This window comes from Bacteroides sp. RCH18 (genome assembly GCF_058231005.1).
The window spans coordinates 1,359,112-1,372,692 of the sequence record NZ_JBIPTC010000001.1 but is presented as its reverse complement, the minus strand read 5'-3'; the positions used below and the strand labels follow the sequence as shown (position 1 = coordinate 1,372,692).

Here is a 13,581-nt window from a genome sequence, read left to right as displayed (position 1 = left end):
ACTCATCGCTTTTTCCTCGAAAGCAGTGAAACGAGTTTGCATGGTAGGTCTTCTGACTTGTTCCTGTTGCGAACGCCTTCCCGGAATACCCTTCCAGTGGCTATAAAGTCGATTGCTCGCAACCAAAAAATGAACTTACAGCAGCGGGACTGTTCAGGACTTGCACCTGATTCCCTTTTAATTGCTTCCCTCGTGCATGAGAGTTGCAAACCAATGCGCGACAAAGATAGATAGTTTATTTGTCTTTTGCAAGAGAGGAGCGAAGGTAAATCCATGACTTTGAACAGCTTTTTAAAAAGCTTTGAATCCAACCACTTCGGTTGACACTTCACCTATCGACTCGACATTCTTCAAAATGGCACTTTGTACTTTCACAAAATGGATACGTTCCAGTGTCACAGCATTGCCATTCTGGTCAACGGCGTCATCCAGGTCAAACTGATTGTACCGGTAGTTGCCGTTGTCATCCTTTGCCATGTCGCTTCCCCAGTTGTCGGCATATCCTTTTCCGAAATCCTTGTTTTTCCATATTCCGCCTTCTTGCTCTGTCCTTGCTTCGAGCATACTTCCTTTCAATGTATAGGAGTCCTCTTTAATCCAGTTTGGATAATACATCTGATCGTGATATTGAGGGAGATATTTGATGACTCCGCTTTCTCCTTTGCTGTCTTCCCAAGGGATATCTCCGGCTGCATCCGGTCTGTGGTAAGTGACGGAATAGTCGCGTTCCGGTTCGTCACTTCCTTTCAGCTCGTACCATACGTCGTCTGCTTTTCCGTTGCCATTAGCGTCTTCGGATATCCATACGATGCCCGGTTCGGAACTTCCGGAGAAGGGATTGCCGATAATACCGAAGTCGTATCCTTTGCGGTTCTTTATTTCTTTCGGCATTTTAACGGTGATATATCCGCCGAAGGATCCCAGTGAGACGTAGAGTTTCTTGTTGAAGCGCTCTTCTGCATAAGCGTTTGCTTCTTCCATTGTCTGGCAGTCGAAGCCTTCATTGATAAACTGCCCCGGTGCCGGACGATATTCCAGTACTTTGAATCCTTGAATTTCCGTTTCTTCCTCATCTTTGTTGCAGGAAGCCAAAAGAGTGGCTGCTATAGCCATCAGATACCAATATCTTTTCATTTTTCTATGTTGATTTAGTTATTGAATAATATTTGTGAAGGGACGCTCTCGCCACAGTCTACTGTGTGGAGAACCTTTCCGTCTTTGCTGTAAACGACGATTTTATTTCCATTTTCCCATTTCTTAGCATAAGTTACATATAATTCTCCGCTTTGTTGATTTAACTGCAAGGATGTAATGGGAAGTCCTGACTCGTCAGCGGTAATGAAAGGTTCGTTTAGCGAACCGGAATCTCCGATTATATATTTATATATTGCATTGTCTGCCGAAGGAATGTAAATAACATTTTCAGATTCGGATGCTGCCATACGGACGGTCGGATCTGAATAACCTCCTTTTGTTGGTTGGAAAGTGGCCGGAGTCTTTTCTAAAGAAGTAAAATCCTTGCTGATCTTTACTATATTACATCCTTCATCGGTGGATTCAAGTGTATAGGCATTGCCGTCTTTTGCTGACACAAAGTTGAATTTTTGCTTTTGGATGATATTAAGTTCCGTAGCAGCAGGTGCTTCCCCTTCTTTGGCTGAGATAAGCTCGTTTGCATCGTAATATTTCACTTTGGACTCTTTCTGGTAAGTGTCATTGGTTAGCACTTTGCCATTGTAGACCATGCTATTATAAAAACAGAACATATACTCATCCTTGACTTCGACATTGTTCAGAGATTTTAGGTCGATACGGCGTATGCCATTACCTGTCACTAATCCATATTGTTCGTTCAGAATGGTCAGACCGCTTAGGTTTGCACCTACTACAGCAGAGTTTTCGTAATAAAGGGTCTTGGCGTCGACAACATAGAAATGGTCTTTGTTTGATGTACTGGTTTTTATTAGTATATAGAACTTTCCGTTGCTGTGAATGATATTTGCAGAGTCGTAATTGCCCATGCCTAAAGTTTTACCGGCATTCAAGGAAGCATAACAATCCGGATAAGTAACCTTCTTTTCCGTATCATAGAAATTGAATGTCCCGTCTGCTATGTAGAAGAATCCTTTGGAGAAGTCATGGTTAGAGCTGAAACTTGTGCTCATTTCTACTTTTCCGTATTTATTCTTGATGATACATGTCAGGTCTGCGCGACATGGATTGTCTATTTTGTAACTAAAGGTTGGTTCTGTAGAATACTCTTTTCCATTGACCAGCCATGAATAAGTGGCTTCTTCCGGATTAAGCAGTTCCGGAGTAATCTCCAGTGTTTCTCCCAATTCCAGTACTTGAGTTTCCGTCGGGAAAGTTCCTTTTAGTACGTTCGGATAATGTGCCAGATTGCCGAGGTGCAAATCTTCGCAATCGTCGTCGTTACAGGCGGTAAAACCTGCTGCAAGGCAGGCTATTAATAAAGTGGTATATAGTTTATTCATCTTGTTTCAGAGTCTTGTTATTAGTTAAAAATGAATGTAGCCGGGAAATAATAGCCATCGTATGCTATTTCTGATATCTTTTCTCCTGTGGCGGCGTTGAATCTTACCAGAAGATTTTTCTGATAGTCTCCGGTCAGGTACATGGCCAGTAATTCGTTGGTCTTTGGATTGACGCGGATGCCTGCGCCATAGAATCCGTAACCTTCTTTGGTATAGTCGGTCAGTGCTTCCTCAGGGGCGGGATTGTCAAAAGTAGCTTTGTATATCTTTCCTCCTGCGATGTAGTAGAATATTCCTTCAGGAGTGCCGCAGAAACTGGCTTCTCTGTAAGCGCCGAACGAGGAGGGAGAATAATCGTCACGCATAGCAACCTTTTCCAGAGAAAAATCAGCATTGATTCTTACCAGATTGTTTTTACCGTCTTTGGTCGTTTCTACAGTATAGATATTTCCATCTTTACACTGTACAAAGCGAGTACCACCATAGGTTGCAATGTCTAATTCCCGGAATGCGACTTTATCTGTAGGTTTGAGATCGGGTGAACATAATTCTGCAATGTCTATGGTATACACTTTAGGACTTCCCCACCCGGAGGAGTTCACATTTAATATGAGTTTTCCGTTATAAGCGATTCCGCTACCTGTTCCGGTATACGTATTTCCTACCGCTACCAGTGTAATTGTTTCAAACGTTTTTAAATTGACACGGCTGAAATATCCTCCATGAGTAATTACTCCATAATCGTCATTCAAACCGATAAACTCATAGGCTTGATAATTAGCCAGTTTGCCGCAGCTATTTTCAGCATACAGAGTCTTTGGGTCCATCACCACCAACTGATTATCTTCTTTTGAACAGACATACAACTTCCCATTCCACAAAGTAGCCGATTGTGAGGTAACTCCCAGCACATCTCCGAAATTCTGATTTTTATAGCACCAGTGTTCAATGCTGTTCTTCTCATAATTATAGAATGAAATACTTCCGGATCCGTGTCCGAACCATCCCTCATTGATAATCAGACATCCTTTGGAGTAATCCGCTCCCGGAACCATTACTTTATTTTCTAATGTCACTTTTCCCAGGTCATTGCTGAGTTCTAAAATAACTTTGGAACGGCTGGGATGTTCGGCGTTGAATGTGAATGACGGGTCTGTGGACATATCTTCTCCATTCTGATACCATTGATAGTATATATCCAGCGGACTACTTGCCTTAGGGGCATATACATATTGTTCTCCGACATTGAGTGTCAAATCCTCTTCGGGGAAAGTGCCGCCTTTCAGAGCAGGCAATCCTTGTAGTTTGTCAATGTGGTCCAGGTCACAATCGTCTTTCGAGCAAGACACAATAACAAGCGCTGTTATCAGAAACAGTAACGCCTTGGATAGCTTTTTACAATTCATGTTTTGTATATTAAGTAAATAAAATATGTCCATCAAGTGTCCGGGCGAAATCGCTTCGACCGGACACACATAATAAACTTGGCAGAGTCTATTAGTTTGTACATACTTTCTCTGAATCAGAGTGATGAATGAAATGATAGACGAATGGTCCGGGTCATTAGATTCAACGCTTTTTCCTCGAAAGCAGTGAAACGGATTTTACATGGCAGGTCTTCTGACTTATTCCTGTTGCGGGCGCCTTCCCGGAATACCCTTCCAGTGGCTTTGAGTAGATTGCTCGCAACATATCTATGGAACTTACAGCAGCGGGACTGTTCAGGATTTACACCTGATTCCCTTTTAATCGCTTCCCTCGTGATGAGAGTCGCAAACCAATGCGGGGACAAAGATATATAGTTTATTTGTTTCTACCAAAAAGAAAACAACATCAGTTTTGCTCTCATGCTCTAACAATTCCTGTGTATCCCTTTATTCATCGCTGTTTCAAGTATGGCAGCAAGTGTGGTGGCAGGTATGAGAGCAAATGGTTGCCCTCACTCCGGTGCATCGAATTGTGTGGCGTTTTGTAGTGCTGTAGGCTGATTTGTAGGATGTTAACACCTGATACGTCAACTATTAAAGATTGACATATCAGCTATTAATAATTGAGAAATCAGGTGTTAATGGCTGATAACTCATTTATTATTGGCCAATAAATGAGTTAATACTTCTTGAAAGAACGGGTGGATTGGAGTAACTGATACGGTCGGGTTACTCCGGTCATGCGGTTGTTTTGATCCAATCATACGGTCAAGCTAATCTAATCGACAGTAGCTTCAGAAAGTTTCAACCTTTGAAACCAATGGTTTCAAGGCATGAAACTATTAGTTCCAAAGCGTGAAACTTTTTGTATCAACGGGTGGAACAAATATTTGGAAAATAAACTATTGATGTTGCATTAGATATGCTTCAATGGCTGGTGCGGTGGCATCTTTAAGCAATACAGTCTTGTCTTTATCCAACAGATATAGAGTCGGGATAGCCTTTAAGTCATAGACCTGTTCCTCTTTGATGGTGAACTTCTTGTCATATCCGTTGATCCATTCATTGGGAAATTCGCTCAGATGCTTTTTCCACTCGTCCAGTTCCTCATCGGGGTAGATGGAGAGAAGTACCAACTTCTTTTCCTGTAAAAGCTGGTTGATGACGGGAGCGTTTTTCAGCCCTTCTATGGTTTCTGTGCATGCCTGACAGCCGGGGTTATTGATGAATAACAGAAGATACTCCGCTTTCAACTGATATAATGAACCTTGTGCTCCGGAGGCCAGGGTATAAGTGAAGTTGAGCGCTTTGGTTCCGATACGGTTTTTCTGAGCCAGCTTAAGACGGGCCTGGGGACGTATCTTCTCTGTTTCGTCCAATACAGGAGAGGCTATCATCGCTTCCAGTACCGGTATGTAAAATTCTTCGTTGCGCATGGGGGAGTTGGGATCATACAGATACTTGTCCGCCAGGTCGGTGATATATGTAAACACCTTCTTGTCCACATTGGTCCGGTCGATTACATTGCGCATGGCTTGTTGGGCCGTTTCAAGCGGTACGTGGTTCAGCAAGTCGCAATAATCTGCCCACGCCTGCTCCGTTACTTCCGGATGGTGGATATAGTTGGTGTCGGCAAAGTTCACATTGTCCCAATAATGCTTGGCCAGAAAGTCGGCTCGTTGTTCCGGTGCTGTCATCATTTGCGGGATGGCGGGCATCTTAATAGCCTTAATGGTATCTTGCGGCGTTTCGTTTTTGCTTTGACTTGAAGCATTCCCGTTTTTACAGGAACCTAAGATGAGTAGACACAGAATAAATAAATAATGTATGTTTGCTTTCATGACTTACAGTTCTTTTAATTGTACTTGTATAGGTACGATGAAGGCAAAGATAATTCCCTTTTTATTTTAATCAAAATAATCTCCTTATTTTCTGCCTCTGCCTTTCTTAAATGAGCGCTTCGAACAGACTTTTCACCGGTTTATTTCTCTTTCGCCAGCGTGAAGACAAATTCCAGTCCGCCGCCTTGATTATTCTTGGCAGAAATGTTTCCTCCGTGGATGATGACGGCATTCTTTACGATGGCAAGCCCTAAACCGGTTCCGCCGAGTTTGCGTGAACGCCCTTTGTCCACCCGGTAGAAACGTTCGAAAAGGCGGTTCAGATGTTCCGGAGAGACACCGATGCCCGTATCTGCGAAGCTGAAATAATAGTAGTTCTCATCTTCACGGAAACAGTTGATATTTATCTGAATATTGGTTCCGGCGTATGCGATGGCATTGTCCATCAGGTTGCGGAAGATGGAGTAGAGCAGGGAGTAATTGCCTTTGATCTGGATACCCTTCTTTAATGAATCCACGATGCTAATGTGCTTTTCTTCCAGTTCCAGAGAAACTTCATTGATGATGTTCCCTACCAGTACGCTGATGTCTACCCGTTCCATGTCTATCATGTTGGCGGCTTCGTCCATGCGGGTCAGTACGGATATGTCGCGTAGCAGCCGGCTGAGGCGATTGCTTTGTGCGTAGCACCGTTCGAGGAACGTATTTATCTTGTCACGTGAGATATTCTCGTTGTTGACAATCGTTTCCAGATAACCTTGGATACTGCTCACGGGAGTTTTCAGTTCATGGGCAATGTTCTGGGTTAATTGGCGCTTCAGACGCACCTGCTCTTCTTCCTGCGTGACGTCATTGATCGAAATCTCGAAGCTGGCATCCTGAAAGATGATACATTCCACGATAAAGGTGCGTCCGTTTTTGTTGATTGTGACGGACATACGCTTTTCGTCTTTTCCCCGCGAGCGTTGCTGCTGGTTCTTGTTGATGAAATGAATGATGTCTTTCAGTTCGCTGATGGCGAATACTTCCTCTGTCGTTTCCAGGTTAGAGTCCGAAATCAGGTTACTGTATTGAGTAAAGAGGTTGTTGACCAGAATCTCTTTTTTGTCTTTGGTGAATATGCCCAGCCCTTCATGCGAAATCTGAAGATGGGTAATCAGTTTCTCGCGTTCGATGTAGAGTGCCTCTTTCGTTTCGTGCAGACGCTTGTATATCTGGATGATGTGCTGCGAAATCTCTCCCAGCTCATTATGCGGAAAAGCGGACTGCATCGCCATCTCTATCGGTTCGTTACGGTCTGCACGCATGGCAAACTCGCGGAGCTGGCTGATAGAGGTTCCCAGTTTGTTGGTGAATTTGTAGAAGATCATCATGAGCAGCAAGGATACGATGACCGTAAACCATAAGTAATGCGGGTCTGCCTGCAGATTATTGATGAGGCTTACATTATATGGCAGTGCCGAGCGGATGATATAATCTCCGTAGCGGGTTGCCGAATAGAAATACGGTAGCCCGGTGGTCTCCGAGGTGCGGCGTACGTCAAAACCGGTTCCGTCTTTCAAGGCTTTCTGAACTTCGGGGCGGTTGAGATGGTTCTCCAGTTGCTGGTCGGTAGTCTGATAACTGTCATAGATCACATTTCCCTGCAAGTCGATCAGTGTGACGCGCAAGTCCTCCAACGCGTGGTCACGGATATACTTTTCAGTCGTTTCTTCGATGGCGGGATTACTGTTCAGCCGTTCGTACAAGCGGCTGTTATAGTTCTGGAGCTGCGTGTTGAGTAACTCGACTTTATATTCTCTTTCGCGTTGATACTGGTAGGCGATGAAACAAAAGGCAAATACCAGAAACAGCGAGATCACCGAAAGGAATAACTTCCGGCTGAAAGAGAGGAAATGTTTTTGCTTGACAGGTAGATTCATACTTCTTGATTATTCGGCCTCAAAGCAGTATCCGTATCCCAGTCGGGTAACGATGCACTTGCCATATTCGCCAATTTTCTTCCGTAAACGGGTGATATTCACATCAATGGTACGATCGAGTACGTATACTTCGTCGCTCCAGATGCGCGCCAGAATGTCTTCACGGGAGAAGACGCGTCCTTTGTTCTGCACCAGCAGAAGCAGTATTTCAAATTCTTTTTTCGTCAACTGCACTTCTTCGTCGTCTATGCTTACCTTCTTCTTGGTGATGTCGATCACGAGTGACTGGTAAGTCAGGCGTTCGGGCGCCTTTTCCGCCTCCATCGTGGCGGTACGCCTCAGTACGGCTTTCACACGGGCGATCACTTCGCGCAGGGAGAAAGGCTTGGAGATATAATCGTCCGCTCCCAGATTGAAGCCTGTCACGGTATCGTTTTCGGTATCTTTGGCTGTAATGAAGATGATGGGCACTCTGGCTGTTTTCTTGTCTTTCTTCAACATGTTTGCCATCTTGAAACCGGAGATTTCCCCCATCATCACGTCCAGAAGAATCAGGTGGTAACTACTGATATCCATCTTCAGTGCCTCTTCGGCGGAGTTGGCGGTATCCACTTCATAACCTTCGTTTTCAAGATTGAATTTCAGAATCTCACAGAGGTCTTCTTCATCGTCGACAACTAAGATACGGTAATCGTTCATATGATATATGTATTAATGTGATATGACAAAGTTAAGCTTTTTTTTATTTCGGTACAAAGATGAGGAGACTTTGTTACGGGCGGATGAAACAAATATTACAATCGTATTACATTCCGCTGAATGCGGGCATCGGGATGATATTTGAAAGTTTTTATGGGATATGCGAGGAAAAACCGTCTGTTATTTGTTATCTTTGTGTAGCGATAGGATAATAAATACACAGTTTGCAGATCATGATAAAAATAGACTTGAAACGATACAGGCGCGAAGTGGTAGGAGGGGTGATTGTACTGCTTCTTCTCATCGGGGGAATCTCCGTCTTTAAATATACTTCTTTTAATTCCGGTTTTGAGATCGTGGACGATCTGGGAGGAAATATCTTTCCGTCTGCCATCCTGTCGGTTGCCACTACGGACGCGCAGGTGATTACTCCTTCGGACTCTACCTGCCTCGGAGATCCGAAATCGTGCATCGCCGTTCGGGTGAAGTCGAGGACTGCTTACAGCCGGGTGCGGATAGAGGTTGCCGAGACCCCTTTCTTTTCCCGTTCCGTGTCGGAATTTGTGCTGAACAAGCCGAGGACGGAATATACTATTTATCCCGATATCATCTGGAATTACGAGGCACTGAAGAATAACGCACAGGCGGAACCGGTGAGCGTAGCTGTAAAAGTGGAGATGAACGGGAAAGACTTGGGACAACGGGTACGTACGTTTTCGGTGCGTAGCGTCAATGAATGCCTGCTGGGCTATGTGGCGAACGGGACGAAGTTTTACGACACCAGTATCTTTTTTGCCGCATACGTCAACGAAGAGAATCCGATGATCGACCAGTTGCTTCGTGAAGCGCTGAATACCCGCATCGTGAATCGCTTTCTTGGCTACCAGAGCACGGCCAAAGGTGCGGTAGACAAGCAGGTGTACGCACTTTGGAACATCTTGCAGAAACGCAAGTTCCGCTACAGTTCCGTATCCAATACGAGCCTTTCGAGCAATGTCGTTTTCTCGCAACGTGTCCGCACCTTTGACGATGCGCTGGAATCGTCGCAGATCAACTGTGTGGACGGCAGCGTACTGTTCGCTTCGCTCCTTCGGGCTATCAATATCGAACCGATACTGGTACGTACACCGGGGCATATGTTCGTAGGATATTACACCGACAACTCCCATAAGGACATGAACTTCCTCGAAACAACGATGATCGGCGATGTAGACCTCGACGACTTCTTCCCGGATGAACAACTGGACTCTACCATGGTCGGCAAATCGCAGAACGAAATGTCACTGCTCACTTTCGAGAAATCCAAACAGTACGCCAACAAAAAGTACAAAGACAATGAAGCAGGCATCCATTCCGGAAAGCTGAACTATATGTTTCTGGAGATTTCCAAAGAAGTACGGAGGAAAATACAGCCGATAGGAAAGTGAAATTCATTTTTAATTCGTATTTTTGCAAGGTTAATCATTTAATGAAAAAGGATGCAAGGCAAGAAATTTATCTCCCCCGGAGCGTGGTTTTCGATGAACTATCCGTCGGACTGGAACGAGTTTGAAGATGGCGAAGGCTCTTTTCTTTTCTATAACCCCGATGTATGGACGGGCAACTTTCGTATATCAGCTTTTAAAGGCAACGCCTCATACGGTAAAGATGCCATCCGTCAGGAACTGAAAGAAAACGATTCGGCTTCATTGGTGAAAATCGGTACATGGGACTGTGCCTACAGTAAAGAAATGTTTCAGGAAGAGGGCACTTATTATACTTCTCACCTGTGGATAACAGGAACCGGCAATATTGCTTTTGAATGTTCTTTCACCGTACCCAAAGGCGGAAGCGCCAAGGAAGCGGAAGAGGTCATCGCTACACTGGAAGCCCGCAAGGAAGGCGAGAAATATCCCGCAGAACTGATTCCCGTCCGCCTATCGGAAATCTATCAGATCAATGAAGGCTACGAGTGGGTAGTATCTACCGTCAAACAGGAACTCAAAAAAGACTTTCAGGGAGTGGAAGAGGACTTGGAGAAGATTCAGCAAGTGATAGACAGCGGTAAGATCAGCCCCAAGAAGAAAGATGAATGGCTCGCCATCGGTATAACGGTATGCGCGATTCTGACTAACGAAGTGGAAGGTATGGAGTGGAAAACCTTGATTGACGGCAATCGGGAAGTCCCCGTACTCGAATACCAAGGTCGGACCATCGACCCGATGAAAATCGCATGGAGCAAAGTTAAGGCCGGCCAACCCTGTAACATTGCCGAAGCATATCAATCGGCAATCGATCATCACTAAATCACGAACCAGCTAATCACTAAATTACGTGGCAGTACCTTATTTACAAGTAGACAACCTGACCAAGTCCTTCGGCGACTTGGTTCTTTTTGAAAATATATCTTTTGGCATTGCCGAGGGGCAACGCGTCGGATTAATCGCCAAGAACGGCAGCGGAAAAACAACCTTACTGAATATCATCGCCGGAAAAGAAGGGTATGACAGCGGAAACATCGTCTTCCGCCGTGACCTTCGTGTGGATTATCTGGAACAAGACCCGCAGTATCCCGAAGAACTGACCGTTCTCGAAGCCTGTTTCCATCACGGCAACAGCACCGTCGAACTGATTAAAGAGTACGAACGATGTATGGAAACCGAAGGGCATCCGGGACTGGAAGACCTCTTGGCGCGCATGGACCAGGAGAAAGCATGGGAATATGAGCAGAAAGCCAAGCAAATTCTGTCCCAACTGAAAATCCGTAACTTTGACCAGCGGGTGAAGCAGCTTTCCGGCGGACAGCTGAAACGTGTTGCCTTAGCCAACGCCTTGATCACCGAACCGGATTTGCTGATCCTCGATGAGCCTACCAACCATCTGGACCTGGACATGACCGAATGGCTGGAAGACTACCTGCGTCGCACCAATCTGAGTCTGCTGATGGTGACGCACGACCGTTATTTCCTCGACCGTGTCTGCTCGGAGATTATCGAAATTGACAATCAGCAGATTTATCAATATAAAGGTAACTACAGCTATTATCTGGAGAAACGTCAGGAACGCATCGAAGCTAAAAGCGTGGAAATAGAACGTGCCAACAACCTCTATCGTACGGAGCTCGACTGGATGCGCCGGATGCCGCAGGCACGCGGTCACAAAGCCCGATACCGTGAAGATGCCTTCTATGAACTGGAGAAGGTTGCCAAGCAACGTTTCAACAATGACAACGTAAAACTGGAAGTAAAGGCCTCTTATATCGGAAGCAAGATATTCGAAGCCGATCATCTGTTCAAGAGCTACGGCGACCTGAAAATTCTGGATGATTTTTCCTATATCTTTGCCCGTTATGAGAAGATGGGAATTGTAGGAAATAACGGAACGGGTAAATCTACTTTTATCAAGATATTGATGGGACAGGTCAAACCTGACAGCGGAACGGTGGATGTGGGCGAAACTGTCCGTTTCGGCTATTACTCGCAGGACGGTCTCCAGTTCGACGAACAAATGAAGGTGATTGATGTCGTGCAAGATATAGCCGAAGTGATCGAACTGGGGAATGGAAAGAAGCTGACGGCTTCGCAATTCCTGCAGCATTTCCTGTTTACTCCCGAAACGCAGCATAGCTATGTCTATAAACTGAGTGGGGGAGAGCGCCGCCGCCTTTACCTGTGCACGGTGCTGATGCGCAATCCCAACTTCCTCGTGCTCGATGAGCCTACCAACGACCTGGACATCATCACTCTGAATGTGCTCGAAGAGTATCTGCAGAACTTCAAAGGCTGTGTCATAGTCGTTTCCCACGACCGCTACTTTATGGATAAGGTAGTAGACCATCTGATGGTATTCAACGGACAGGGAGATATCCGTGACTTCCCCGGCAACTATAGCGATTACCGTGACTGGAAAGAAGCCAAGGCACAGAAAGAAAAAGAAGCGGAAAAGCCACAGGAAGAGAAGACCGCCCGTGTCCGTCTGAACGATAAGCGCAAAATGAGCTTCAAGGAAAAGCGTGAGTTCGAACAACTGGAAAAAGAAATAGCGGAACTGGAAGCGGAGAAGACACAGATTGAAGAACTGCTTTGCAGCGGAACGCTTTCTGTAGACGAACTGACAGAAAAGTCGAAACGTCTGCCCGAAGTGAATGATCTGATTGACGAAAAGACCATGCGCTGGCTGGAACTGAGCGAGATAGAAGGCTGACATAAATCTGAACGGAAAGAAACTGTAACAACTGAAACAACCTGATAATAACTGAAAACAACCTGATAATAACTGAAAACAACCTGATAATAACCGAAATAACATAAACCGATATGACAAACCTGACCAATTACCATAGTCACTGCTTATATTGTGACGGACGAGCTAATATGGAAGATTTTATCCGTTTTGCCATTAGTGAAGGCTTTTCTTCTTATGGCATTTCTTCTCATGCTCCTCTGCCATTTTCTACAGCATGGACGATGGAGTGGGACCGGATGGATGATTACCTTTCCGAATTTTCTCGTCTGAAGGAGAAATATGCCGATAAAATAGAGCTTGCCATCGGACTCGAAATAGACTATCTGAATGAAGAGAGCCATCCGGCTATCCCTCGTTTTCAGGAATTGCCGCTCGATTATCGGATTGGTTCTGTGCACATGCTCTATTCTCCGCAGGGCAAAGTCGTGGATATTGATACCCCTGCCGATACTTTCCGCCAATTGATAGATGCGCATTTTGAAGGTGATCTCGATTACGTTGTCCACCTTTATTATAAGAATTTGCTCCGTATGGTCGAGCTGGGAGGTTTTGATATCCTTGGTCATGCAGATAAGATGCACTATAATGCCTCTTGCTATCGTCCGGGATTATTAGACGAACCGTGGTATGATGCGTTGGTTCGCGATTATTTTGCAGAAATAGCCCGTCATGGATATATCGTTGAAATGAATACCAAGTCTTATCACGATTTGGGAACTTTCTATCCGAACGAACGCTATTTCCCTTTATTGAAAGAATTGGGTATTCGGGTACAGGTGAATAGTGATGCCCATTATCCGGAACGGATTAATAACAGTCGTGCCGAAGCATTGGCAGCCTTGAAGAAAGTCGGCTTTGACACAGTAGTGGAGTGGCACGGCGGACAGTGGAAAGATATGCCGTTGTTGTAATAAAACAGAGGCTCTGTTTATAATAAATGCAGGCTCCGTCAACAGCTGACAGAGCCTGCATT

Annotated in this window: 10 protein-coding genes and 2 riboswitches; of the genes, 4 read left to right on the top strand and 6 right to left on the bottom strand. The window is 45.0% G+C overall.

Features of this window, described 5'->3' with window-relative positions; translation table 11 throughout:
* Positions 1 to 25: 25 nt before the first annotated feature.
* A riboswitch (cobalamin riboswitch) is annotated at positions 26 to 231 on the bottom strand.
* 60 nt (positions 232 to 291) lie between these two features.
* The 6 genes from ACHLI0_RS05505 to phoB form a co-directional block, all read right to left on the bottom strand.
* Positions 292 to 1,134 carry a cell surface protein gene (locus ACHLI0_RS05505; RefSeq protein WP_490748613.1) on the bottom strand — a complete coding sequence of 281 codons (843 nt, stop codon included), beginning with the start codon at positions 1,132 to 1,134 and terminating at the stop codon, positions 292 to 294.
* Positions 1,135 to 1,148: 14 nt separating this feature from the next.
* A complete protein-coding gene (locus tag ACHLI0_RS05500) occupies positions 1,149 to 2,495 on the bottom strand; it encodes a PKD-like domain-containing protein (protein WP_490748612.1) in 1,347 nt (448 codons plus the stop codon).
* A 20-nt stretch (positions 2,496 to 2,515) separates the two neighbouring features.
* Positions 2,516 to 3,901: a DUF5074 domain-containing protein gene (locus ACHLI0_RS05495; protein ID WP_490748611.1), complete on the bottom strand. Its 1,386-nt coding sequence runs from the start codon at positions 3,899 to 3,901 to the stop codon at positions 2,516 to 2,518.
* Between the two features lie 187 nt (positions 3,902 to 4,088).
* Positions 4,089 to 4,293, bottom strand: a riboswitch (cobalamin riboswitch).
* A gap of 531 nt (positions 4,294 to 4,824) precedes the next feature.
* A complete protein-coding gene (locus tag ACHLI0_RS05490; protein WP_234119341.1) occupies positions 4,825 to 5,763 on the bottom strand; it encodes a DUF5106 domain-containing protein in 939 nt (312 codons plus the stop codon).
* Between the two features lie 140 nt (positions 5,764 to 5,903).
* On the bottom strand, positions 5,904 to 7,685 hold the full coding sequence (gene phoR / locus ACHLI0_RS05485; protein WP_272185436.1) for a two-component system sensor histidine kinase PhoR: 1,782 nt from the start codon (positions 7,683 to 7,685) through the stop codon (positions 5,904 to 5,906).
* A 9-nt stretch (positions 7,686 to 7,694) separates the two neighbouring features.
* Complete coding sequence (gene phoB / locus ACHLI0_RS05480; protein WP_008764815.1) at positions 7,695 to 8,384, bottom strand: two-component system response regulator PhoB; 690 nt, start codon at positions 8,382 to 8,384, stop codon at positions 7,695 to 7,697.
* Between the two features lie 233 nt (positions 8,385 to 8,617).
* On the opposite strand from phoB, the gene ACHLI0_RS05475 reads away from it, so the two are divergent.
* From ACHLI0_RS05475 to ACHLI0_RS05460, 4 genes are all read left to right on the top strand, one after another.
* Positions 8,618 to 9,811: a hypothetical protein gene (locus ACHLI0_RS05475; protein ID WP_490748610.1), complete on the top strand. Its 1,194-nt coding sequence runs from the start codon at positions 8,618 to 8,620 to the stop codon at positions 9,809 to 9,811.
* Between the two features lie 51 nt (positions 9,812 to 9,862).
* Complete coding sequence (locus ACHLI0_RS05470) at positions 9,863 to 10,669, top strand: DUF3805 domain-containing protein (RefSeq protein ID WP_011107812.1); 807 nt, start codon at positions 9,863 to 9,865, stop codon at positions 10,667 to 10,669.
* Between the two features lie 28 nt (positions 10,670 to 10,697).
* Entirely contained in the window at positions 10,698 to 12,566 is a 1,869-nt protein-coding gene (locus tag ACHLI0_RS05465) for an ABC-F family ATP-binding cassette domain-containing protein (protein ID WP_490748609.1), read from the top strand.
* A 113-nt stretch (positions 12,567 to 12,679) separates the two neighbouring features.
* Positions 12,680 to 13,519, top strand: coding sequence for a histidinol-phosphatase (locus tag ACHLI0_RS05460; RefSeq protein ID WP_258973088.1), 840 nt, complete (start codon positions 12,680 to 12,682; stop codon positions 13,517 to 13,519).
* Positions 13,520 to 13,581: the final 62 nt, after the last annotated feature.

Bases quoted from the DNA above. Each gene is read 5' to 3' on its own strand.
- ACHLI0_RS05505 (WP_490748613.1), bottom strand. From the start codon at position 1,134: ATGAAAAGATATTGGTATCTGATGGCTATAGCAGCCACTCTTTTGGCT.
- ACHLI0_RS05500 (WP_490748612.1), bottom strand. From the start codon at position 2,495: ATGAATAAACTATATACCACTTTATTAATAGCCTGCCTTGCAGCAGGT.
- ACHLI0_RS05495 (WP_490748611.1), bottom strand. From the start codon at position 3,901: ATGAATTGTAAAAAGCTATCCAAGGCGTTACTGTTTCTGATAACAGCG.
- ACHLI0_RS05490 (WP_234119341.1), bottom strand. From the start codon at position 5,763: ATGAAAGCAAACATACATTATTTATTTATTCTGTGTCTACTCATCTTA.
- phoR (WP_272185436.1), bottom strand. From the start codon at position 7,685: ATGAATCTACCTGTCAAGCAAAAACATTTCCTCTCTTTCAGCCGGAAG.
- phoB (WP_008764815.1), bottom strand. From the start codon at position 8,384: ATGAACGATTACCGTATCTTAGTTGTCGACGATGAAGAAGACCTCTGT.
- ACHLI0_RS05475 (WP_490748610.1), top strand. From the start codon at position 8,618: ATGATAAAAATAGACTTGAAACGATACAGGCGCGAAGTGGTAGGAGGG.
- ACHLI0_RS05470 (WP_011107812.1), top strand. From the start codon at position 9,863: ATGCAAGGCAAGAAATTTATCTCCCCCGGAGCGTGGTTTTCGATGAAC.
- ACHLI0_RS05460 (WP_258973088.1), top strand. From the start codon at position 12,680: ATGACAAACCTGACCAATTACCATAGTCACTGCTTATATTGTGACGGA.